The organism is Sunxiuqinia sp. (assembly GCF_055140945.1).
In genome coordinates this window covers 29,019-53,311 of sequence record NZ_JBSQYS010000026.1, presented here as the reverse complement: position 1 = coordinate 53,311, position 24,293 = coordinate 29,019, and the positions used below count along the sequence as shown (strand labels likewise).

15 protein-coding genes are annotated in these 24,293 nt (G+C 41.7%); 6 read left to right on the top strand and 9 right to left on the bottom strand.

Translation table 11 applies throughout. The features are described 5' to 3' along the window. Nucleotides 1–140 precede the first annotated feature (140 nt). From ACTB00_RS12885 to ACTB00_RS12855, 7 genes are all read right to left on the bottom strand, one after another. On the bottom strand, nt 141–857 hold the full coding sequence (locus tag ACTB00_RS12885; protein WP_463300329.1) for a hypothetical protein: 717 nt from the start codon (nt 855–857) through the stop codon (nt 141–143). A gap of 138 nt (nt 858–995) precedes the next feature. Continuing rightward, entirely contained in the window at nt 996–5,711 is a 4,716-nt protein-coding gene (locus ACTB00_RS12880) for an efflux RND transporter permease subunit (RefSeq protein ID WP_463300328.1), read from the bottom strand. A gap of 14 nt (nt 5,712–5,725) precedes the next feature. Next, nucleotides 5,726–8,818, bottom strand: coding sequence for an efflux RND transporter permease subunit (locus tag ACTB00_RS12875; RefSeq protein WP_463300327.1), 3,093 nt, complete (start codon nt 8,816–8,818; stop codon nt 5,726–5,728). Nucleotides 8,819–8,830: 12 nt separating this feature from the next. Further along, on the bottom strand, nt 8,831–9,889 hold the full coding sequence (locus ACTB00_RS12870) for an efflux RND transporter periplasmic adaptor subunit (protein WP_463300326.1): 1,059 nt from the start codon (nt 9,887–9,889) through the stop codon (nt 8,831–8,833). A gap of 26 nt (nt 9,890–9,915) precedes the next feature. After that, the gene (locus ACTB00_RS12865) at nt 9,916–11,400 is read right to left on the bottom strand and encodes a TolC family protein (RefSeq protein WP_463300325.1); all 1,485 of its coding nucleotides are present in this window, start codon (nt 11,398–11,400) and stop codon (nt 9,916–9,918) included. Between the two features lie 9 nt (nt 11,401–11,409). Continuing rightward, the gene (locus tag ACTB00_RS12860) at nt 11,410–14,739 is read right to left on the bottom strand and encodes a golvesin C-terminal-like domain-containing protein (protein WP_463300324.1); all 3,330 of its coding nucleotides are present in this window, start codon (nt 14,737–14,739) and stop codon (nt 11,410–11,412) included. A 17-nt stretch (nt 14,740–14,756) separates the two neighbouring features. Continuing rightward, nucleotides 14,757–15,650, bottom strand: a complete 894-nt coding sequence (locus ACTB00_RS12855; RefSeq protein WP_463300323.1) for an ABC transporter ATP-binding protein — start codon at nt 15,648–15,650, stop codon at nt 14,757–14,759. 486 nt (nt 15,651–16,136) lie between these two features. Between ACTB00_RS12855 and ACTB00_RS12850 the strand changes: the two genes are divergently transcribed. From ACTB00_RS12850 to ACTB00_RS12840, 3 genes are all read left to right on the top strand, one after another. Next, the gene (locus ACTB00_RS12850; protein ID WP_463300322.1) at nt 16,137–16,814 is read left to right on the top strand and encodes an energy transducer TonB; all 678 of its coding nucleotides are present in this window, start codon (nt 16,137–16,139) and stop codon (nt 16,812–16,814) included. Nucleotides 16,815–16,908: 94 nt separating this feature from the next. Further along, a complete protein-coding gene (locus tag ACTB00_RS12845) occupies nt 16,909–17,853 on the top strand; it encodes a mechanosensitive ion channel family protein (RefSeq protein ID WP_463300321.1) in 945 nt (314 codons plus the stop codon). 214 nt (nt 17,854–18,067) lie between these two features. Further along, a complete protein-coding gene (locus ACTB00_RS12840) occupies nt 18,068–18,778 on the top strand; it encodes an SDR family oxidoreductase (protein WP_463300320.1) in 711 nt (236 codons plus the stop codon). A gap of 3 nt (nt 18,779–18,781) precedes the next feature. Here ACTB00_RS12840 and gldB read toward each other — a convergent pair whose 3' ends face one another. Both gldB and ACTB00_RS12830 read right to left on the bottom strand, forming a co-directional pair. After that, nucleotides 18,782–19,807: a gliding motility lipoprotein GldB gene (gene gldB / locus ACTB00_RS12835; protein WP_463300319.1), complete on the bottom strand. Its 1,026-nt coding sequence runs from the start codon at nt 19,805–19,807 to the stop codon at nt 18,782–18,784. A 113-nt stretch (nt 19,808–19,920) separates the two neighbouring features. After that, the gene (locus ACTB00_RS12830; RefSeq protein ID WP_463300318.1) at nt 19,921–20,739 is read right to left on the bottom strand and encodes a hypothetical protein; all 819 of its coding nucleotides are present in this window, start codon (nt 20,737–20,739) and stop codon (nt 19,921–19,923) included. A 289-nt stretch (nt 20,740–21,028) separates the two neighbouring features. Between ACTB00_RS12830 and ACTB00_RS12825 the strand changes: the two genes are divergently transcribed. The 3 genes from ACTB00_RS12825 to ACTB00_RS12815 all read left to right on the top strand — a co-directional run bounded on the left by ACTB00_RS12825 (nt 21,029) and on the right by ACTB00_RS12815 (nt 24,259). Further along, entirely contained in the window at nt 21,029–21,706 is a 678-nt protein-coding gene (locus tag ACTB00_RS12825; RefSeq protein ID WP_463300317.1) for an outer membrane beta-barrel protein, read from the top strand. A 59-nt stretch (nt 21,707–21,765) separates the two neighbouring features. Next, a complete protein-coding gene (locus ACTB00_RS12820; protein ID WP_463300316.1) occupies nt 21,766–23,409 on the top strand; it encodes an NAD+ synthase in 1,644 nt (547 codons plus the stop codon). A gap of 148 nt (nt 23,410–23,557) precedes the next feature. Further along, nucleotides 23,558–24,259, top strand: coding sequence for a Crp/Fnr family transcriptional regulator (locus ACTB00_RS12815; RefSeq protein ID WP_235934060.1), 702 nt, complete (start codon nt 23,558–23,560; stop codon nt 24,257–24,259). The last annotated feature ends 34 nt before the right edge of the window (nt 24,260–24,293 follow it).

Genomic DNA, 24,293 nt, shown 5'->3' with positions numbered 1-24,293 from the left:
ATCCGAACCGCTCGCGACGATTTTCAATCGTTGTTCAATTTGTTGGGAACACGAAATTTAGTTTACAATAAAGCGGAATGATTGAAACTAAAACTTCGAAAGTGGTAAGATAAATTAGAAACTCCGGGTTTGAAACTCTATCAAATAAACTTCTCGCGTTTTTGCAGGTTAAACAGTCCATACAGCACAAATACCAATGCCCCAACGACCAGAAAAATTCGGTTCTTCAGCGCAATACCCTCCCACATCACTTCATTCATATTGCGAGGAACATTGAATGGATTGAGGAAAACATTCCAAAATGTTCGTTCCAGAGCGTCGGCAAAAACAAGAAAGATTACACCAAAAATCACCATCACCACCGCTGTTCCATTCCCATTTTTTATGATGGTTGAAAACATAAATGCCATGCTTCCTAAAAAGAAAACCGGAAACATCAGCTGCGAGCTCATCTCCAATAAATCAACACGGGCTAAGAAGATAGAACTAACACCGGCAAAACCAAGCAACAAGAAAAAAACCAACACAAAGACCAGGATCAACCGCACCAGCCAAACCTTATAGCGGTAGTCAGGAATTCCAAAGAGGATTTCCAGAATCCCGGCATCTAAATCATTTTGGATGCCAAAAGTCATGGGATAAAAAATAAGCAGAATGGCCGGAAAGGTAAGTGCGCCGTACACAAATTCTTCGTCAGGCAATTCACCATTCCACACAGCCATGATGGAAATAAATACATAAAATGCAAAGGCTGATAGCAAGAACCAGATAAAACGGCCACCAAAAATAATCCGGAAATTGTATTGGATCATCTTGCCAATCAGGTTCATCGTATTTCTAAGTTTGAGTGTGTTCATGTTTTTTTAAAACCATAAATTAAAACTAATTGATCAAGTCATCCTGAACTTGTTTCAGGGTTTACTTTTTAATAGCTGGCGGATTTCGAAACAAGTTCGGAATGATTTCTTTCACATCGGATGTCAACCAGCCTTCTATTACTTCAAGTCTTTAATCAAGCACAAATAAGCATCTTCCAGTACCGGCTTGGCCTCTACAGCATCATCGGCTGGTTTCTCATGGCTCAACAGGCGTACCCTTATATTTTCGCCTACCCGCATGTGGTGTGTTACCATTTGCTTGTTAGGCATCTTATCAAATTCAGCAGCCGGCACATCGTATTGCCAAACCAGATTCTCGGCCAGGTTCACCATTTCTATTGGCGTACCATGATATTTTACTTGACCCCGGTTGATTACGGCCACCTGATTACACGAGCTTGAAATATCCTCAATAATATGGGTTGAAAAAATAACAATCCGCTCGCGGCTCAACTCCACCAACAGGTTTCGGAAACGGATACGCTCACGCGGATCTAACCCGGCAGTTGGTTCATCCACCACTAAAATTTTAGGCAGATGAAGCAGGATTTGTGCAATCCCAATTCGTTGTTTCATACCACCGGAGAATGAGCCAATCTTATCGCCTCGCTTTTCCCACATATGAACCGCTTTCAGCACATATTCGATTCGTTCATTTCGCTGTTTGGCATCGGTTAGTCCTTTCAGCAGAGCCTGATAATCCAGGAACTCCTGAGCAGGCATATTTTCATAGGTTCCAAACTCTTGCGGCAAATAGCCAATCAATCCCTGTAGCTCTTCGCGCTTTTCTTGCGTATCAATACCATTGATCCAGACCTTGCCGTAACTTTGCTCAAAAATTCCGCAAATAATCCGCATCATGGTTGATTTGCCGGCTCCATTGGGTCCAAGTAGTCCAAACATTCCAGTTCCAATTTCCAGCGAAACCCCATTGAGCGCCTTAAAAGGAACCCGACGTTTTCCAATCACCGGAATTTGTTTTACCAACCGAAAAATCCCCCGTCGCAGCGAACCAAAACGGCCGGTGATCCGCTCAATATTTATTTTTTCTTCGTAAAGCCGTTTGGCTGTAACTGAAATTAGTAAGACCAAATACCACAGTGCTCCAAATGCGATTACCAGTCCAATAACATCTGTTTTTGCCCAGAGGATAACCAATCCAACTAAAGGCAACAACCAATATAGAAACAGCTTGCCTAATTTATTAATCCGCATGAAAGCCGTTCGGTTTGTTTCCTGATGCCGATGGTTTAAATAAATGGTAATCGGTTTCCAGATCTGGTTCAGGTATAAGTAAATGATTATCATCATGAAGCTAATCCAGAAAGCGGCATCTAAGTAGAAAAAGGTAAAATAGATCATAAAACCCAACAGAGGCAATTGCCAGATCAGCTGATCAAACTCCCGAATGGAGCGGAATTCTTTTTCCAAGCCGGCTCGTCGGCGGATGTTGAGGCCACCGGCCCACTCGCGGGCAAAGCGGCTAGGGCGGTCGTATATTTTCACCAGATTTTGAATGACGATATGCACTTTTTCGTCTGGTGCGATGAGTTGAGCACTTGCTTTCTTTAAACTATTCAGCACAAACCATGTGGTGCCGGGAATTAAAACAACTGCCAAAACCGTATCAACCAGTTGCCAGGTTAAGGAATCCACGTCATAGTAAATCAGGAATAAAACACCTGTTATGGCGATCAGTTGCAAGGCTTTCAGTTTCCAATCCAACTGGTGGAACCACTCCAAAGCACTTTCCAATCCCGAATAAAACGTTGGAATAAAAATCAGGGTCAGCACGGTGCTTAATGCCAAACCGCCAATCACAATGATGGCAAATGGTGCGCCAATCACACTCACGTATTCGGCTTGACCCAAGGCTAGTGGAACCATTGCAACAATGGTAGTAATGGCTGTAATCAGGATTGGGCGAACCCGCGACAATCCAGCGGTCATTAACGCCCGGGAACGGCGATATCCTCGCTTGCGCAAGATATTGCTGTAATCAATCAGAATGATCCCATTGTTAACCACAACACCCAATAAGATCAGGAAGCCGATCATCGTATTGGCATTAAACAAACTGTTGCCGGTAATAATCAACGCCAATAGCGAACCGATTGCCGCAAGCGGAATGGAGAACAACAACACAAAGGGCGTTGCAAATGATTCGAACACCGATGCCAGAATCATGAAAATTAAAATGATGGCAGCCAAGATTAAAAACTTAAATTCGCCAAGATCGTCCTCTTCGTGAATCACTTCAGCGGCCACCCCTGAAGGGAAGTTGTAATTGGCAATCAGCGCATCGATTTCGTAGCGATAAGATTCCAGCAAGTCATTCGATTGCTGAGCTTCATTAATCAGGCTATAGGTAATTTCGATTTGCTTTTCCTGGTTCACCCGGTTGATTCCGGCCAAGCCCCGAGCGTAAACCAACTGAGTAAACTCCTGCAAATCGTGCAGGCCTCCCGAGGCATCGCTCACCTGCAAAACTTTCAAATCATCCATGGTACGCATATCTTCTTCCAGTGGATCTTCTTCGCCTTGCTTGATAATTATTTCGTATTCGTCTACTCCCTGGTTAAATTGTACGCCGGTAGAAATTTCGCCTGAAAAGGAATTCAGCTCACTGGCTACCTGTCCCATACTGATGTTGTATTCTGTCATCAGCAGCGGATCGAACAGCATGTGGACTTCCGGTCGGTTGTCCGACACATTCAGTCGCACACGGTTGATAAAATCCAGGTCATCCAGAAAATATTCAATGTCTTCGGCCACCGTTTGCATCATGACAAAATCCTGACCTTTCAATACAATTTTTTCTTCTTCGGAACCAATTCCCAGCATCCGTTGAAAATTGCCCATCATATTGCGGCCGCCACTAAAACCACCGCCTCCACCGCCACTTGATTGGCTTTGTTCGAAGGAGATTTCCGCTGAACCGATATTTTTTGTCAGATCATTTACGGCTGACTTTATTTCGGCAAATGATCGGCCATCAACCTCTTCATAATCTTCAACCAGCGTTAACGAAACAACTGCTTTTTCCTCTTCAATGGTACTCACCACATCCAATTTCTCGTTAACTTCTGCCAGTTTTTCTTCAATCTTAGTTACTGTTTCATCTGTTACTTCAAGACTCGAGCCCGATGGCATGGTCACATACAATTGAATTTGGTCTTCTTCAACTTCCTGCAGTGAGCTGACACTAATAGCCAAACTGGCAAAAATGGTAATGAAGAAAATAACGACAGCTCCCAAAACAGTACTTGTGGGGTAGCGCATGCACGATTTCAGCAGCAACAAGTATACTTGCACCATCCGGTTATTGGTGGTCACCTTTTCAAAGGAGATCTCTTTGCCGCGTTTTCTTTTCAGAATATAGTGGACAGCCATTGGTACCAATAACAATGCTACAACCAACGAAACCAGCAAGGTTGAAATGATGGAAATACCGACATTCTTTCCCAGCATTTCAATCATGAAATTGGTTGAAAAAACAAAGGGCAGGAACACCGTAATCGTCGTTAAGGTTGCTGCCAGGATAGAACGCCAAACTTCGGATGTCCCTTGCGTGACCGCCGAATCCGGATCTACTCCTTTTCCGGCAAGTCGATAAATATTTTCAAGTACCACAACACTATTGTCGAGCAGCATGCCAATGGCGAGTGCCATACCAACCAGTGTCAGGCTGTTCAGGGTAATATCGTAGGCATAAAAAAGGTTGAAGGCAGTGAATACTGAAATCGGAATAGCCAGGGCAATAAATGCCACAATACGCACATTTCGCAAAAACATCCACAGTACAAACACGGCCATCAATCCACCAACCAACGCCAGGTTGATGATTTGGTCGATATTGTTTTCCATGGTTTCAGCGGAGTTATCCTGAATAAACAACTCCACGTCCTTGCGGGCCAGCTTCTTATTAAGTTTTTCAACCAGCTCCTGTGTTTTATGAGATAGCTCAATCTGGTTGACCTGCGAATCGTTGATCAAACGAATGGTAATTGCGTCTTTCCCATTCACCCGGCTGTAGCTTGTTTCTTCCTTTACACCGAAACGAACTTTTGCGATATCTTTTAGCAAGATTGGTCCATCAGATACCACCAGGTTTTCCAGCTCACTAACCCGATCGTATTCGGCAGTTACATGCACAAAGTAGAGTTTATCGCTTTCTTTAAGATTGCCCACATAAGTGCGTGATTGTGAGTTTTGAGAAAGTAACGAACGAACCTGTGCCGGTGTAATATCGTATGCTTCACAGGCATCCATATCCAAAATAACCTCGATGGATTTTTCACGACCACCAAACACATTGACACCCGCAATGCCATCCAGATTCTCCAGATCAGGAGCTATTTCCTGATCAACAATATTGCGTACCCGATCGACTCCACCACTTCCGCGAGCCTGCAATTCCATAAACTGGTTGTTCATTTGTGAGAGGTCAACACGATTTACGCTAACACGCACACCGTCCGGCAAGTCACCTTGTATCTCGTTTATCTTTTCCTGTAACTTGAGGTAGGCAAAACTGAAGTCAACATCTTTCTGGTAATAAACAACGACCGTCCCCATTCGGGAGGTGATATTTGACTCCAGCGATTCGATACCTTCCAAGGTGCCAACAGCACCTTCTATAGGAATGACGACTTCATTTTCAAGATATTCGGGGTCAGCCTCCTGGTTAGATACTGCCTGAACAAACAAAAAGGGCAGCTCCGCATTAGGCAATAATTCAACGCCCAACTGTTTATAGGATACGTACCCCAAAAGGGTCAATCCAATAAACAACATGCTGATCAGGGTCTTTCTATCGATTATGAATTTCATCGTTATCTCCTCAATTATCCAATTGGTTTCGGCTCTTTTTTTAACCGGTCTCTGATGACTTCAATGGCTTCGTACATACATGGAATAACCACCAAAGTCAATATGGTTGACGTAACCAATCCTCCAATAACCGCCAAAGCCATTGGTGAACGCAGCGATGCACTTTCGCCCATTCCCAGAGTCAATGGAAATAGAGCCAGAATGGTTGTTAAACTGGTCATGATGATCGGGCGAATCCGTTGTTGCCCGGCTTGTAAAATGGCCTCCATACGTTGCATGCCTTCATTTCGAAGCTGCAAAATGCGATCGACAAAAATGATGGAGTCGTTTACCGCAATCCCGACCAGCATAATGATACCAATGTAAGCCATAATGTTAAGTGTTTTTCCTAACAGGAAGAACACCAACACAGAGCCAACCACAGCCAATGGAATGGTCAACAGGATGGTGAATGGGTGAAGCAGCGATTCAAACTGCGAAGCCAAAACCATATACACCAAAACGATGGATAATAACAAGGCAAAACTCAGGCTCGCCATGGACTCCTGTCGCTTTTCTTCTTCACCACTGATGTTTACCTTGTAATCCGGAGGAATACTCATGGGTTTGATGGCTTCTCGAATTTTGCTGACCGCTTGATCCAAGGGGACATCTTTTTCCAGTTGAGCAGATATTTTTCCAATCCGACTTTGGTTACGGCGATACACTTCTTTAGGCGATTGTCCGATTCGGATCTCAGCCAGCTCACCTACCATGAATTCCTGATTGCCAATGGTGATTCTTAATTCTTCAATTTGCGACAAGCCTTTGTCCGGTAGCTTAATGCTAATGTTCTGCATTTCTCCCTGACGCTTAACCTGACCGGCATCTTTCCCTTCTAACTGTGCTTGAATTTGCGACACGATATCACTAACACTTAGGTTATACATCCCGGCCCGCAGTCGATCTACTACGATCTCAACTTCGGGAGAACCCTCTTCCATTGATGATTCAAAATTGTACATTCCCGGTAAATCCTGAACGAAGCCCTTGACTTCTGCGGTTAACGATTCAATGACTTGCAGATCTTCGCCCTCGACTTCAATCACCACCGGAGCTTCATCGGTTCCCATAATGCTTTTCAGGGCAGTCTCATCCTGTTGGTAGCTTATTTCCATGCCTGAAATTTCACCAATCGCATGACTGATTTTTTGGATTGCCGCTGATGAAGCAATGCTGCTTTCAGGTGTTAAAATGAGTTTAATAGTGGCTGTGTTTTCACCTTCAAAAATTGCTGAAGCCGAACTGCTAATCCCACTTGATGGGCCAATATGACTATAAATGGTCTCCAGGTTTTCGCCCAACAACCCGGCAACCACTTGTTCCAGATTTTCAACGGCAGCAGTTGTTCGCTCAATCCGGGTTCCTTCCTGCATTCGAATTTCCATACTAAATTCCCGTGTCTCCGTTTTCGGCATAAATTCAGTCCCAATAAATGGAAGCAATAATGCTGATGCACCGACCAAGGCAAGAGCAAGCAGAATGACCAGCCACTTCACTTTTAATACTTTCGATAAAAAACGGCCGTAGCCTTTTACTTGTACCGAACGATTCTTAACTGTCCGCTTCTTTTTCTTATAAAACAGATCGAACAACATGGGAATTACCAAAATGGCCACGGCCAGCGAGGATACCAACGAAAAGGCTACTGTCCATGCTTGATCTTTAAACAATTCGCCCGAAGCACCGTGCAGATAAACGATAGGCAAAAATACGATGATGGTGGTAATGGTTGATGCCGTGATGGCTCCGCTAACTTGCGAGGTTCCGGTGATCGCCGCTTCGCGCACCGACATGCCCGACTCATGATTTCGGAAAATGTTTTCCATCACCACAATAGCATTATCAACCAACATACCGGCTCCCAGAGCGAGCCCTCCCAAGGTCATAATATTTAAAGTCAAGCCATTAAAATACATCAGGTTGAAGGTGGCAATAATGGAAATTGGGATGGCGATGCTAATAATTAATGTGCTTCCTACGCGGCGCAAGAAAATAAACAAGACGATAACTGCCAACAAGATACCAAGCAAAGCAGATTCCTCCACTTCGTTAATCGCATCGCTGATAAAACTTCCCTGGTTGGTTACCATCTGCAACTGGTAGCCCGGCAGTGCTTTTTCGACATCAACAATGGCTTTGTTGATTTCATCAACCGCTTTTACGGTATTGAATTTTGTTTCTTTATAAATTGAAAGCCCCAAACAACGCTTCCCGTTTAACCTAACGATGTTGTCGGGTTCCTTGTTTTGGAAACTAACTTTGGCAACTTCGCGCAAATAGATTGGGGCATAGGCTGCCTCTGTATTATCGGCCATCACCTGTTTATACCCAACGATGACGTTTTCAAAATCGTCAATATCGGTCAACAAGCTTACGCCTTTCACCACGTAACGCAATCCCATTTCCTCAATACTTCCGCCTGAGATACTCTGGTTGAAACTTCCAATCCGATTGCTGATCTCATCCATTGTCAGCTCAAAGGCATCCAAAAGGTACTCATTGGTTTCAATCAATACTTCGACGTCTTCATCACCCGAAACTTCAACTTCGGCAACCCCTTCCAGGCGAATCAACTCATTGCGGACATAGTTTTCAGCCACCTTGCGCAGCTCGTTCATATCGTCAATGGATGGATTGCTCAGTCCCAAAAGCATTACCGGCGATGTGTTTGGATCGTGCTGCGTTATATTGATCTCATCTATTTCCCGGTTTTGGGCAAATGAAGTCACTGCTTTCTGCAGATCCAGAAAAGCATCGTCCATATCCTTGTTCCAGGCATATTCCACTGTAATTTGGGCACTGCCAACTTTAGACACCGAGGAAACCTGAACAACATCTGATTGCCGGATAGCCAGAGCTTCAAGATTCTCCACAAACTGGGACTCCATTTCTTCCGGCGGACGCTCACCCGACTGCAGCTCAACAAAGAGGCGGGGGTTGTTTAAATCCGGAAACAGATCGACACCCAGCTTATCGTACGAGATGTACCCGAGCAGAACGACTCCAAGCACCATCATCAGAATAGTAACCGGGTAGTTGACCGAAAATTCGCTTAACTTCTTCACGGTATTTCCTTTCTATTTGATGATTTTTACTTTGGAACGGTCACGCAGGGTCTCAAATCCTTTTACCACGAGACGATCGTTTGTTTTTAAGCCGGAAGTGATTTCCACTTTATCCTGATCTTCATATCCCAGGGTTACTTGCTTTTGTTCCGCAGTTCCTTTTTGTACGATAAAAACAGATTTGCCACGTTGGTTCGAAACAATCACATCTTTCGGAATAACAATCACACTATCGCGTCGGTCAAGAATAATTTCAGCTTGAACAAACATTCCCGGTCGCAGCTTGAGTGCTTCATTCTCAATGCTCAACTTTCCTTTAAATGTTCGGGTCTCGGTGCTGATTGCCGGAGATAATTCGCGAACAACTCCCTGCAGCGTATCTTCGGGCAAGGTGTAATTCATAACCCTTACATCTTGGTTTTGCTCAACTTTGTTGATGTATTTTTCAGGCAAATTAACCTCCAGTTGGAGTTGTTCGTAACTCATCAGACTAACAACTGCTGTTCCGCTGGGCACTTTAGTTCCTGCGGTAAAATGTGGTAATTCGGTGATCACTCCTTTAAACGGTGCTCGAACTTTCATTTTTTCCAACTGAATTTTGGCTAGTGCATAACTATCGCGGGCATTTACAGCCGACACTTCTGCATTGCTTAATTCACTTTGGGTTACACCACCTTTATCGAAAAGCGATTTTTGCTTGGTATAAGTTTGTTCCGATATTTTCAAGTTGAGTTCCTTCGCCTCCAAGCCTATGTTATTCGTGTATTCTTCATCTTCCAGCTCCACAATTACCTGCCCTTTAGCAACCTGATCGCCCAACCGGAACGGTTTTCCTGTGCGAGGATTGGTATTTAAATAATAGCGGCCGCCCATCTCTGTCGTCAATGTAGCCTCTTGGGTTGCGGCCACTGTTCCTGTGGTATTTATCGTTTGCTCAATGAAGCTGGGTTTTAAATCCTCAACCGAAACAGGAATGGCCACTTCAGTTTCCGAGTCAGCACTTTGATTATTGCAGGCTGACAAGCCGAGCAGCGCAATAATACTGATGATATAGAAATTCGTTATTTTCATTGATTTGCGTTTTATGATGGATGGTTTTAGTTATTACTTTTCTTCATTAATTCTTCAGGAACAATACCTTGACTTTTTTCAAAATCGTAAAGGGTTTGAATTTTTAGATTCAACAGCTCTATTTTATAATCGATTAAAGATTGTGCGTAAGCCATTTTTTTCTCCGACAGCTGTGTTTGATAGAGGTTCAGATCCATGCTGGTCAGATCGCCGTTGGCATAGCGTTCCAGATTAATTTCGTAGGTTAACTGAGCATTCTTTTCGTTTTGCCTGGCAATGTCAATCTGTGTTTTTAAGTTTTGAAGCGAACGGTAAACCTGCCGAATATCAATCACGATTTGTATTTCCTGATTCTCAAGATTGAGTTCCCTCGTTTGGAGAACTGCTTCCTGTGCTTTAATTCTAGACTTTTTCTCACCCCAGTCAAACAGTGGGACATTGAATGAAAGAGACACTTGGGGATTGTTCGTTGGATTGTTGTAAACATTACCAACAACGCGGTCTTCACCGATAATTCCAACAGAAAGGTTCATCTCGCCCTTAAACTCATTCATTGCTTTTGTTTGAATCAAATCAAACTGCGAGTTTTCAATATCAATCTCTCGCTGGCGCAGTTCCATTCGGGAAGCCAACCCATAATCGATTGCCTTTTTTAGATCAACATCAACAGCATTCGCGTCGACATTGGTCATGACCGAAATTTCTTCGAAAATATCCATGCCGATGTATTGTTTAAATTGATCTTTATAATTTTCTAAACTCACCCGTTTGTTTTGCAAACCCGACTCGGCTGTTGCGTAGTTCAGTTCTGCCTGGTAGAGCTCCTCTCTCGCTGCCAATCCGGCTTCAACTTTGTTCTTGGTTATCTCGTAGCTTTTCTTGGTGTTTTCCATTTCATCCTTGGCAATGGTTAAGCTCATTTGCGCCATATACACATTGTAAAAATACTGGGTAACCAGTTTTTCCAGATTCAGTTTTTGCATGGCATAACTCAGGTTCGAGTTTTCCAAATCGAGCTGGAGTTCTTTGAGCTGAAGTTTTAGCCGATTGTAAGTAAATAAAGGTTGGGTGAGACTAAGGTATAAATTGTTGGTGAATGCCCGATCTTCCCGATTGGTTACATCGTTGATATTTTTTTGCCAACCAAACCGATTTACCAATTGCACGGTTCCATCAGTCCATAAAACAGGTTGTGAAACAGTGAAGGTTCCCGATGAACCAAATGATTCGTTGGTATACCAAGTTGATGAGAAATCATCGAACGAACGGGTTCGACTAAAATCAACCGGGTTCAAGCTGAGGGTAAACTGCGATTTTAGGGCTGCTTTTTGGGCATTGAGCGATTCTTGCGAACGTTCCAGATTTAATAGCGAAATACGGATGTCCGGGCTATTCTGCGAAGCAATATCCAGCGCATTCTCCAAGCTCAAAAGCTGCTGCCCAAAAGCCAGTGCTCCGGGAAAAGCCGTCAACAGAACAAGAATCTTAAGTTTTGTAAAAATGAGTTTCATAGGTATCAATTATTGTTTTATCAATTTAACGGCATCGGCAACTACCATTCGCGATTCCGACTGGTTTGTCAATTCAATTACTGCAGTGTCTGGTGAAAAATAGAACCCTCCAAGATGGTTCCATCCATCTTCAGCACTTTTTAATTCGACTAAGGCATCCTCATCACCATCATCGTGATGCACAATGAAGTGGTATTCGCCATCATTATTTCGACGACGACCATCTTCTTTATACACGAAGGCATAAACATCGTAATAGCCGGCATCTTTGATGGGCACATTCCAAGTCGCTATTTTATCTCCTTCGCCTGATCGGATATAATATGCTGAGCGAATGTAGGCTCCGTAAAAATCAGAGTTCGTTGTCAATGTCCAGGTACGCGGTGGTCGCCAACCTGAAAAGCCTTCATACTTGGTCGAGCTTTCTGTTTCCTGAATTAATAAACGACGAAGTAAGCTGGTTTCGGCTTCGCCTTTCACTTCAAACCCGGGATCTTCGTTATCCAAAATGATTTCGTTGTCTTCGGCTATTCGAACAGGTACATCAACTTCGACAATGCCTTCGTAGGGCACTGCTTTTTTATCTTCTTCAATATTATCTAACTGAAGTCGTATTTCTGAAGGAATATTTTTAGATGTCAGGGTGTTGATGCTCAGCCCACGTGGAGTTCCACTTAGTAAGTAACTAACCTGTTTGGTTTGATTCCCATCCAGATGAATCAATTTACTGATGGTTTCGGGAGATGCTCCCCTTCCACCAAAACGACCACCTCGTCCTCCTCCTATTCGAAAGTCAGCAGAAATAATTCCTTCCACATCCTCCGTATTGCTTACTTTAAATTTCACCATGGTTTTCAGCTGATCTCCATCCAGCACATTGACGGCATCAACATGTCCAATCAAAAAAGCCGGTAGTTTTGTGCTGCTAAACCAATCTTCCATGTATGGAATCAGGTCAATTTCAAATTCATTCTGAATGGCTTCATTAAATTCATCAATGGTTGAAACTGAAAATTTAACCTGATTGAGGTAGTTGTATAGAAAATCTTCAAAAGCTTCTTCCTGAGCTTTGGTTTTAATTATTGAAAACAGCGCCTTGCCCTTTAATTGAATAACATTGTCGACAATCAGCTTTTGCTCCGGATCATTTAAAATCTCTTCAAAACTTTGCGATAACAAGGCGAGGTTTCCCTGTTCATCTTCCGACATGCCTTGCAGGTCGCGCATCCAGCCCATGCGGGGATTATTGCTTGCCTGCTTTTTGTAGGCTTCAAAAACACGATCGGTAACCGGCCATCGTTCCGAGCTGATATAAAAAGCATAGTTGTAAAATAGCGGGAAGGCATACAGCGCGTTGTCGGTCTCTTCAACTTCCAATTCTCCTTGCGAGCGGTTAACATCGGGTCTTCCTTGTTCCTGGGTAAAAGTGGCCAGGAAGTTTTGCAATATGCGTATTTTTTTCTCCTGGGGCGTTAGGTTCTCGTCGTCGCCGCGTCCCCGGCGACGGCGCTGATTCATCCGTCCGTTGAAATCAGCTTCGTTAACCAACAAGCCTTTTTCAGGGAACAAAATCATTTCCGGTTGGATCTGCTCGCGAGTACCGGTTAAAACCCGCTCATAGGAGTAAAATTGAATAGGGACTTCAACCAGCGACAATCGCTCAAACGGATAGTACAAATCGACATCACGCTCAAAATCCTGAAGGACTTCTGTAATAACACTCGGAATGGTGTCCTTTATTTCCTCAAAGAAATCAGAAAAATAATCGTGCCCTTTGCGATAGTAAATATTGAAATCGAGTCCATCAATTTCCTGATTAATTTTTTCATAATTACCGATAGCTATTGAAATTTGTGACTGCGCATGAGAATTGGTAAACACAAATTTATGATCACCTTCTTCGACAACACCCTGTGAAATAGCTGTTAGCCCGTCATGGATGGTCACTTCTAATCGATAATCGCTAAACTGTCGGGCAGTCCATTGTTTGTTTTCTTTGCCAAAACCAACTCCGGGAATTGGATACCAATTGGCTTCGCGGGTTAATAAAACGTAGTTTGGGGTGATAAAAGCATATCGCTTATCAATCTGATACATCATGTTTCGATAAGCCTGTTGTCTGGTTTCATCGTCAATATCCAGAAAACAAGCTGCTTCGTTAATTTTACCCTGATAGGTAAAAGTCAGCTCAAGCTCTTCGCCCGGAGCAACTTGTAAATTTTTAAGCTCAACCAAACTTAACTTACGCTCAAAAGTTTGATCTTTACCTCCAATCGTAATTTGCTTCAACTCCAGTCCCGGATTCAGGCTAAAGAGTACTTTTGAATTTACCTCACTGGTCTCATTAACAGCTTGCAGTTTGGTCGTGCAGGTAATTGTCTCCCCGGTATGTTCCAATTGAATATTGTACGAAGAAATCGATAATTGCTTTACATCCAGATACTGATCATTCAGGGAAATCATTTCTTCCCGCAAATCCTGATCTTTGGTAAATGACCCGACATGGATGCTGCCAAGGAAAACGCCTCCCGCCAGAGCCAGTGTTCCAAAACCAAACGAGAAAATCCGCATAACTTCAGAATGGGATAACCGTTTTAAAAGCAGGATGGTATAAAAGATAAAAGCTATACCAAAGCAAAAATACATTCCCCGATGAACCAGAATGGTTGTGAGATTCCCAAATCCAACAAAATCAGAAAAAGTTAATGGGATGTTGAATGCCATGTAGTCGAACAGGTAATAAAACTTATCCTGAAGGTAAAACAAAGAGATTGCGACATAGCCTAATAAAACAACAAAAGTTACTGCTTGATTGCGAATCAGGGACATGATCAGAAACGAGAGTCCCATAATAAACACCAGTGTGGGAATACTAATCACCAGGAAGTAATACAGATAGGCCATTCCGTTAACTCCAGTATTTGCCGTAACCAGATTGAAAAGCAATGCGATTGCCAGAACGATCAGGTTCAACACAATAAATACGACCAGATTCCCCAGCGTTTTTCCAATCACATACTCGCCGTTGGTCATTGCACGCATGTATATTACCTCCGTTGTATCCAGCTTCTTGTCACGCTTCAAAAAGTCAGAAGCCAGGAAGATGGCAATAACAGCCTGCACGACATTCAAAAACAACAGGTTCACATACGGAATGACTGACGGTAACCCTTTTATGCTCCATTCACCTGCTCCACCATTCGATTCGATCAATACGCCAAAGTTGAAGAATGTAATAAAAAGTATTGCGAGAATAGCAAAAATGCGAAAGAACCAGCTTCGTAGAAGTGTCTTTGTTTCGTATCGGGCAATTGATCGTATATTGTGAATTGATATCATAAGTTAGTCATTAGCGATTAAACGGCAGTCCATTGGTTCAGGCGGCTTTCCATAAAATACACATAGGCATGCTCCAAATTGGGTTCAATGTTGTGTCCGTCGTAGCCATTTATTTCGTTGGCAACTACCTGAATCTCCCATCCTTCACTGGTGGGAACATTCGATATCACCGGGTATTTTTCATTGATTTCCTGATATTCCGACTCCGTTGCTTTTATCAACCAGACTTTCCCTTCGGCCTGTGCAACCAAATCGTCGGGCGAGCCGCTGTAGACCAGTTCTCCTTGATTCAACAAAGCCATGTTTTTACAGGTACTTGAAATATCGCCAACAATATGAGTCGAAAGGATGATGATGACATCGTTAGTTGAAATACTCGAAAGTAAATTTCTAAACCGGATTCGTTCTTCCGGATCCAAACCGGTGGTAGGTTCATCAACAACAATGATTTGCGGGTTATTAATCAATGCCTGGGCAATGCCTAATCGACGCTTCATTCCGCCCGAAAGCCGATTCGCTTGGCGATCCCGTGCTTCAAAAAGACCAACTTCCTCCAGCATTTTGTCCACCGCATTAGCCCGAAGCTTGCTTTTTTTTATTCCGGCTAAGCGAGCGGCATAATCCAGGAATTCGTACGTTTTTAGTTGCGAAAAAAATCGAAAATCTTGTGGTAGATACCCCAGCATTTTACGAATCTCTTTTCGATTTTTGACCAAGTCGTATTCATTGATGGTTACTTTTCCTTCACTGGGTTTCATTAAAGTAACCAAAATGCGCATCAAACTGGATTTTCCGGCTCCGTTTGGACCCAGTAAACCAAACATACCGTTCTCAATTTCAAGCTGAATATTGTTGAGCGCACGATTACCATTTGGATAAATTTTGCTTAGTTGGTCAATCGAAATTTTCACAGTTCATTTTTTAGTATAGTTCGTAGACTGTCTTTTTTGGGAAACGTTTAACTCCTTTTAGATTCTTCGGCGTAAAAAAGGTTACAGCTTCCTGCTAAAATGATAAAATCGAATTTCATTAAAGAAAATTGAATTTCCTCATTTATTAGATGAAAATGAGTAGATCATCGATTAAACTGCGTTCAAGTATCTACAAATCGCTTTTTTTGAAAGTGCCTTTGTGAAACTAATTCCACAAATTTCGATATTATTCTACATGTACCCTTATTCCGGAGGTTTCGAGGAAAACCTTTTCTAATCCTCCACAACAAAGGGATTTCCAGCGATTGTTTATACTAAAATCAGACCATGGCATGATATTCAAGACTATAATAAATGACATGCTTATTTTCATGTCAGCTTGCCGACGAAAAAATAAGCAAGTGTTTTTTTTATAAGTTGAACAAATAAAGAAAGGAAAAGAATATGTTTACGAAAAACAAAACAATGAAAATTTACACGACAATTATTGGATTTTTAATAGCAGGGGCTTTGACAGTCACGGCTCAGGAAAAGGATATGAAATACGATAAGCTGGAAACGATGCAAGATGAGATTGAGACCGACTTAGTTGGGGTTTACGAAATTGTCGCTGATTATCCGGATTTTGCATATGAGTACGTATATCACGATGGTCATTTAGACAAGGTTATGGTCACAGGAATTGATAATCCTGCAGATAAAAAAGAGGTTTCAGCATTAATATACAGCGTTCGAAGTGCCAAAGATGACATGAGAAATTACTGCAATCGTGTGGGGATTTATTATGCTCCTGAGCGAGAAGCTGAACCTAAAGTTGGGTATGACGAATTCAGAGAACGAATTCAAAAGAATTTACAATATCCTGACAATGCAGAGGATTACGGTGTAGAAGGTACCGTTTATGTAAAGTTTGTTGTAGGAAGAGATGGTGAAGTTGATTTTGTAACAGCAGATCATGCGATTGATTCGCCTTTTGAACAGCGTGTTGATAAGCTTGAACAAGAAGCCGTTGAAGCCGTTGAAGAAGTTGATGTAGAATGGGAGCCTGCAATTGCCGATGGCGATATTGTTGACTCATGGGCTGTTGTTCCGGTAACGTTTGATTTTAAGAAAAACCCGGTTTTGCCTGCATTAATCCGATAGAAAATAGGAAATAAAACAGAAGGTTGTTCTAAGAAGGGCAGCCTTTTTTATGTGTATCTTTCAGAAAATAGATCACTCACAAAAATTGAAGCCCATGGAGAAAATTTTCACCAATGATTTTTGGACTGTTTTGTCCGAAAACTTAGTTAACTGGATCGTTTCGCAATTGCCTGCGATAATTATTTTGGTTATTTTATTATTAGTCGCCTTGCGAGCGGCATCGTTTATGATCAATAAAACCAAGAAGTTATTGATCAAACGGATGGTCAATCAGACCGACGAACCCAATCTTGAAGTAGAGAAACGGCTCAATACCTTAATGGGGATTGTCAAGAAGGGGGTCGCGATATTGATTTGGGTCATTTTCGTTATGATCTTTTTGAAAAAAATAAACATTGACATTGCCCCAATTTTGGCAGGTGCCGGAATTATTGGATTGGCAATTGGTTTTGGTGCACAGGAACTGGTGCGCGATTTTATCACCGGATTCTTCATTTTACTTGAAAATCAGATTCGAACAGGCGACGTAGCTATTATCAATGGAACAGGAGGACTTGTTGAAAAAATTGAGCTTCGCACCATCACCTTGCGCGATTTATCGGGGGTCGTTCATATCTTTCAGAATGGAAAAATCAATTCGGTTTCCAATATGACCAAAGGTTGGTCGGCTATGGTGTTTGATATTGGTGTCGCTTACAAAGAAGACCTCAACAAGGTGATGAAAATTATGAAGGATGTTTCGGAAGACCTGCGTGCTGATTCAAACTTCAAATCGATGATTTTGGAACCGATGGAGATTTTTGGACTGGATAGCTTTGGCGACAGTGCGTTGGTGGTAAAAGGCCGGATTAAAACCAAACCCATCCAGCAATGGAATGTCGGTCGCGAATACCGGAAACGACTGAAAGAAGCGTTCGATGAACACCGAATTGAAATCCCATTCCCACACCGTACAATTTACTGGGGCGAAGAAATTGACCCTCTCAAGTTGACAATGGAAAAAGCAGAAGCTGATGCGAAAGCAAAATCAGCAGAGTAAAAAAAGATATCGATTCAAGCTATCTGGCAGTAAGTGAAAAAAGCTGACCAAAATACGGTGGGCTTTTTTTTACGTTCTCTATTTTGCTTTTTTTGTTGAAATAGGAAGGAGTTCAAATTAAGAATATCCACGGTAGCGATTTTTCTAATTAACGTTGATTGAAACCTCCCATCGTTTTTGTTAACTTCGGGGCAAACGCAAAAAAACGACGATTATGAATACCACAAAAATAGCAATCATTACAGGAGCCAGCCGAGGAATTGGAAGAGCTTGTGCCATAGGGCTCGCAAAAATGGGCTACCATTGCCTGCTGATTTCCCGCACCCAACAGCAGCTGGAAGAGCTTGCTGAAGAAATTCAGGAAAATGGAGGACAGTCGAGTTTATTTGCTGTTGACTTGACTAAAGAAAACGAGCTGGAAGATTGCATTCAAAAAATCAGGAAACACTACGGTCGCATTGATGTCTTGGTAAATAATGCCGGCATGTACATTGGCGGAAACCTTCAAATGGACGCTGATGAATTCAGAAAACAGCTGGAGCTAAACCTCACTGCTAACTTTAGTTTATTGAAAGCTTTCGTTCCGGTGATGAAGGAACAAAAATCGGGTGCCATTTTTAATATCGCCTCGCGAGCAGGGAAAATTGGTTTTGCCAATAGCGGAGCTTACTCAGCTTCTAAATTTGGATTGGTTGGTTTAAACGAATCACTTTATCGGGAGTTGGCTGAATATGGCATTTCTGTAACAGCCATTTGCCCGGGCTATGTGGCAACCGAAATGGCCACGCTGGCTGGCACTCCATTAACTGACGAAGAAATGATTCAACCTGAAGATATTTTCTTAACGATTGAGTATTTGCTGAAACTCGCTCCCAATACAAGAGTCAAGGAAATCATCATCGAAGCCAAAGGAAGTATTTCGTAAAAATTAGTCGGGTTGATAGCCCGATTGATTCAAAATGCTGAGGTAGTCTTGGTTTTCCATCAGTTGCTTTAGCGTAACCTCCGGATTATTTTTCATATACGAACGTACAATCTGCCAGCCTAACCAAGCTCCAACCCGGCCCGGAGATTCGGTAGAAAAAACAGAAACGTATGGGCCATCGTCCACGTACCTTTTAATATCCATCCGGTTGGTTGAAAAGAGCAGGTTTTGTTCCGCCATGTAGTTCCACATATTGGCTTCGCTATTCTGGCAAAATTCCAACTGGTTTTCGGTAAACCCAATATTCAGGCTGTCAGTTAATTCAGGCTGCATGGCTTCGACAAAATAATACATGGAGCCTTGGTAAATCATACTTTCAATTACCTTGCTGGCTTTTAAATTGATTGGATATTCCGTCGTAGCCCAAAAATACATTGCATCCGAAACAATCTTTTGCTGGTGCATATTCCGTATTTTATATGCTGGAATTCCTAAGCGCGGGTAATAATCAAAATCGGCTCCAAGGTATTTATCCAGACTCACGCCAATTAAGGAATCAGCTAAAACAATCGATTGGTTCAAGCCACTCACACAAGTATAAATGCCGGGAACAACTTTGTTCGGAAAATAGTAACGATAATGCTTGAAGGCTTCTATAAATTCTTGTTCCAATTCATTTTTATTGATCCGTTGATCAACTTGCTCTTTCAAGTTCACAATCATCGTATCGCTTAAAAAGGACTCGAGTTGTTTGTAAAACCCGTCATCATCCGGCATTCCAACACCAATCATATGCAAGTTGAAAAGCTCAAAAAAGCGGCCATATTTTTCTTGCAGTATTGGTATTTCCTCTTCTAGACTTCCTTTCGCTTCAAACAAATCAGCCTCGTAATTTTTGTAAGTCAGATTTACTTTTACATCTGACACATCAATTTTCAGCGGATTTCGATTGCATGAAGCAAAGACAAACGCGATTAAGAATACAATCAACCAACAATTCCTAAAACAAAATTCTCTTGTTCTGAGCATAATACCGAATTATAATACACAATTAACCCCGATCTTTTAAACCGGGGTTAAATTTATAACTTATTCAGTGAATAAATATTTTATTGCCGCTAGTTATATTTTGCAATTATATTCTATTGTTTCCAGACCGAATCAACGACTCTCCATAATTCCGCTTTAACATGATCCCGGGTTTCACCAATAGCATTTATTAAGTCCATCGGGTCCTTATCAGGGTGAACTTTTTCAAATGCTCCAAACACGTCAGCTGCTCCTATCTTTGAAAAGTCTTTAAAATAATCAACTGTCACGAAATTGTACTCCATGCCCATTCCGGTTGGGTAAGTGGTCTCCCACAAAGACCAGCCAGCACGTGCTTCATTATCTATAAGTTCCTGATGCACCGGTTTCCACACATCTACTTCCTGACTGACATACTCACCTCCCATGCTGGGATTAACCTTCATTTTATTCACCTGGATATATTCATAATCTGCGGGAGCACCCTCTGGGAAAACAGCATCAATCCGTCTCAAAAGTTGTTGCTTAACCAAGTCACGACTTTCCATTGTTTCCTGAAAAGCTTTCTCCAAGTCCATGTCAGGATGAACCTTTTCCATGTCAAGCCGAAAAGTATGTTCAAGCCTGGAAGGATCATCAAAAACCGATGCGGTAACAAAATTATATTCGTCATCAGAACCGGTGTAATGGACCTGATAAAGTATCCAGCCAATTATCTCACCTTGATTAATCCGCTCCTGGTGTATCGGTTTCCAGACATTTTTTTCCAAATCAACATATTTACCTTCATCGCCGGCTTTCACTTTCATAAAATCTACGACAACAAAGAACATGGGATCATCCTGAGCTTGGCTCTGAAAAGGGCTACATGCAAAAAACAGGATCATAGTAGCGATGACAATCTTTTGTAATAACTGCTTTTGTGTTTTCATTCTGTAATTTTTTAAGTTTAACCAATCAATTCCATCAAGAAGTTACTTCTTATTTAGATTAAATAAAAACAAACATACTGCACAACATCTGATTTTGAAGCACTTATGAAAGTATGTTCATTATGTAAGCAGAGAGAAGTAAAAAGTCACTTAAGAAGGTTGCCAGGTGTGTCAGGTGTAATTATCAATAATGAGAACCTGTTAATTGCCATTTTAAAAAGATTATTCGAGATTTGCGAATACAAAAACGCTTACATTGTGCGTTTCAATAGTCAGTAAACAGAAATTTATGAAACAGCCAGGAAAAATAATTTGCTTAATTGCCGGTTTCTTAATCATCAGTCAAATCGCTTTTTCACAGCGATCAACTCGTCTTTCATTTTCAGCCAGTCCATCGGTCAATTGGTTTTCGGCGGATATTCAGGGGACTGAATCAGGCAGCGCAGCTTTGGGGATTGACTATGGTGTAAATGCTGACTTTTTCTTCGATGAAGAATCAAAATATGCCTTTGCGACCGGAATCTTGATTAATAATACCGGAGGGAATATTCGTTATTACAATAGTGTCGGCGATGTGCAGTTTGCCGGACAAACATTCCAGTCGGGAACTTCTTTTCGGTATAAACTAAAATATGTTGAAGTCCCATTGGCCGTAAAACTTCGCACAAGCCAGTTTCGTCGCTGGTCGTATTGGGGACAATTTGGGTTTTCAGGTTTAGTCAACATCCAAGCGAAAGGAGAGAGCGATGATGAAACCTTGAGAAAAAACAATATTAATGAAGAGATTAATTTATTCAACTTGGCTCTCAACATGGGAATCGGTTCTCATTTCGACCTTGGAAGCAACAACGCGATCACGCTGGGAATCATCTATAAAAATGGTTTTCTTGATGTTACTTCAAATGACCAATTTGACGATAAAACGACCTTGAATTCACTTGTATTTAAACTTGGCCTTGTTTTCTAAGAATCCAATCGTTTTTTGTTCTTTTTCAATTATTTTTGCTCTCCTAAAACGGATTCACCATGAAAATTGCATTAGCACAACTGAACTATCATATTGCTAATTTCGAAGATAATTCCAATAAAATTATTGAAGCCATCAGGAAAGCGGAGAAGCAGGAAGCGGAGTTGGTTATCTTTTCAGAACTGGCTATAACCGGCTATTATCCGCATGACTTACTTGAGCGGAAAGAGTTTATCGAAAAAGCGGAACAAGCCATTGCCAGAATAGCCAAAGAATGCACTAAGGTTGCGGCATTGGTTGGAGGTCCAAGTATTAACCAAAGTGAACGAGGAAAGAAACTTTTCAATTCAGCTTTTTTGCTGAAAGATGGAAAAATAGAGGCAATCCGTCATAAATCGTTGCTTCCTACATACGATATTTTTGATGAGTATCGCCATTTTGAGCCCAACCGCCAGTTCGATATTGTAGAGCTAAACGGCAAACGGCTGGCCATTACTATTTGTGAAGATTTATGGGATGAACAGCCAAGCCAGAATGAATTTGGAAAAGACAAGTTGTATACCCGTTCGCCTCTGGAGGAATTGAGCAAGCTGAATCCTGATCTTGTAATTAACCTCTCAGCATCTCCGTTTTCATACAATCAGGAGAACTGGAGAAAAGATATTTTGGTGAAGAAAGCCATCAAATACCAACTTCCAATTATCTACTTAAATCAGGTTGGTGCGAATACGGAAGTCGTTTTTGATGGTGGTTCGATCTATTTGAAAGAAGACGGAACAATTCCGGTGGAGCTGGCATATTTCGAAGAAGATTTCCATGTGGTTGACACCGAGAACCCTTCACCCAAACACCAACAAGAAAAAGACTATATTGCTAAAATTCATCAAGCCTTAATTCTTGGGATTCGAGACTATTTTCAGAAAATGGGCTTTAAAAAAGCAATTCTGGGTCTTTCCGGTGGAATTGACTCGGCCTTGGTTTGTGCTCTGGCTGTAGAGGCCTTGGGGAAAAAAAATGTACGTGGAGTTTTAATGCCGTCGAAATATTCCTCTGACCACAGTGTGGCCGATGCTCTGCATCTAGCCGAGAATCTGGGTATTCAGTACGACACCATCGCCATTCAAAATATGGTTGACGAATTTGAAAATCAATTAAGTCCGGTGTTTGGAAATTTGCCTCCAGGCGTTGCCGAAGAAAATATTCAGGCTCGAACCCGTGGAATACTTGTTATGGCTTTATCGAACAAGTTCGGAAACATCTTGCTGAATACAACGAATAAGAGTGAATGTGCAGTGGGCTATGGAACTCTTTATGGCGATATGAATGGTGGTTTGGCAGTACTTGGAGATGTTTATAAAAACGATGCCTATAAACTTTCGAATTACATTAACCGGGATGGAGAAGTCATACCGTACAACAGCATTCAAAAACCTCCTTCGGCAGAACTAAGACCAGATCAAAAAGACACCGATTCACTTCCCGACTACGACATTTTAGATCGGGTTTTGTTCAATTACATTGAGTTAAATTTATCACCCAAAGAGATTATTGAACAAGGTTTTGATAAAGAAATGGTTTTTAAAGTAACGCAATTGGTTAATCAAAATGAATACAAACGTTTTCAGTCCCCCCCGATAATAAGGGTTAGCTCAAAAGCTTTTGGATTTGGACGAAAGATGCCCCTTGTTGCAAGGTATCATTAATTCAAAAAGAATGGTTATACAGGAATAGTACTCTTTTTCAGATTTATTTGTGAGCCAGCACTTTTTGGCTAAAAAAGGATGTTAAAACGTTTTTTATTTGTTAAAATTGGTTAACTTTGATGCTCTATAACATATAAAGTTGGAATGTATGCTAAGCCATGAAATGGGGATTAAAGAAATGCTTGAAAACCCAAAATCGGTTTTCAGTTGTCTCACTCCCGATGAGAAAGAACGACTACTCAAACACATTACCCTGACCAATTTTAAGAAGAATGAATTTATTTACAAAGAGGGAGATAAACCAACCGGTTTTTCTTTTTTGATTGAAGGGAAAATCAAAATTTTCAAAGAAGGGGTTGGTGGGCGCGAACAAATTATCAGAATGACGAAACCCTATGGTTTCATTGGCTATCGGGCATTACTTGCCGAAGAAATTCATATCGCTTCAGCGGTTGCCTTGGAAGATTCGCTTGCCTGTCATGTTGATAGTGATTTTTTCTTCAACTCAATGTTGAAAAATACAAGTGTTACCGCAAAACTGCTACGCAAACTTGCTCGTGAATTAGGATTTTCCAACTCCAGAACGGTTACACTAACTCAAAAACACATTAGAGGTCGGTTGGCCGAATCGCTGCTACTGCTGAAAGATAAATATGGCTTTGAGCATGATGGTGCAACATTAAAAGTATTTCTTTCGCGTGAAGACATTGCCAATCTTTCAAACATGACAACATCCAACGCTATTCGGACACTTTCAACTTTTGCCGGCGAAAAGGTTATCGCCATTGACGGACGTAAAATCCGAATTTTAGATGAGCAAAAATTGGAGCGAATCAGTAAATTAGGGTAAAAAATATAGCTGAACAGCAAAAGGGGAATGAAAT

Coding starts and splice junctions, on each gene's coding strand:
- ACTB00_RS12885 (WP_463300329.1), bottom strand. CDS start 857: ATGAACACACTCAAACTTAGAAATACGATGAACCTGATTGGCAAGATG.
- ACTB00_RS12880 (WP_463300328.1), bottom strand. CDS start 5,711: ATGAAATTCATAATCGATAGAAAGACCCTGATCAGCATGTTGTTTATT.
- ACTB00_RS12870 (WP_463300326.1), bottom strand. CDS start 9,889: ATGAAAATAACGAATTTCTATATCATCAGTATTATTGCGCTGCTCGGC.
- ACTB00_RS12865 (WP_463300325.1), bottom strand. CDS start 11,400: ATGAAACTCATTTTTACAAAACTTAAGATTCTTGTTCTGTTGACGGCT.
- ACTB00_RS12860 (WP_463300324.1), bottom strand. CDS start 14,739: ATGATATCAATTCACAATATACGATCAATTGCCCGATACGAAACAAAG.
- ACTB00_RS12850 (WP_463300322.1), top strand. CDS start 16,137: ATGAAAATTTACACGACAATTATTGGATTTTTAATAGCAGGGGCTTTG.
- ACTB00_RS12845 (WP_463300321.1), top strand. CDS start 16,909: ATGGAGAAAATTTTCACCAATGATTTTTGGACTGTTTTGTCCGAAAAC.
- ACTB00_RS12840 (WP_463300320.1), top strand. CDS start 18,068: ATGAATACCACAAAAATAGCAATCATTACAGGAGCCAGCCGAGGAATT.
- gldB (WP_463300319.1), bottom strand. CDS start 19,807: ATGCTCAGAACAAGAGAATTTTGTTTTAGGAATTGTTGGTTGATTGTA.
- ACTB00_RS12830 (WP_463300318.1), bottom strand. CDS start 20,739: ATGAAAACACAAAAGCAGTTATTACAAAAGATTGTCATCGCTACTATG.
- ACTB00_RS12825 (WP_463300317.1), top strand. CDS start 21,029: ATGAAACAGCCAGGAAAAATAATTTGCTTAATTGCCGGTTTCTTAATC.
- ACTB00_RS12820 (WP_463300316.1), top strand. CDS start 21,766: ATGAAAATTGCATTAGCACAACTGAACTATCATATTGCTAATTTCGAA.
- ACTB00_RS12815 (WP_235934060.1), top strand. CDS start 23,558: ATGCTAAGCCATGAAATGGGGATTAAAGAAATGCTTGAAAACCCAAAA.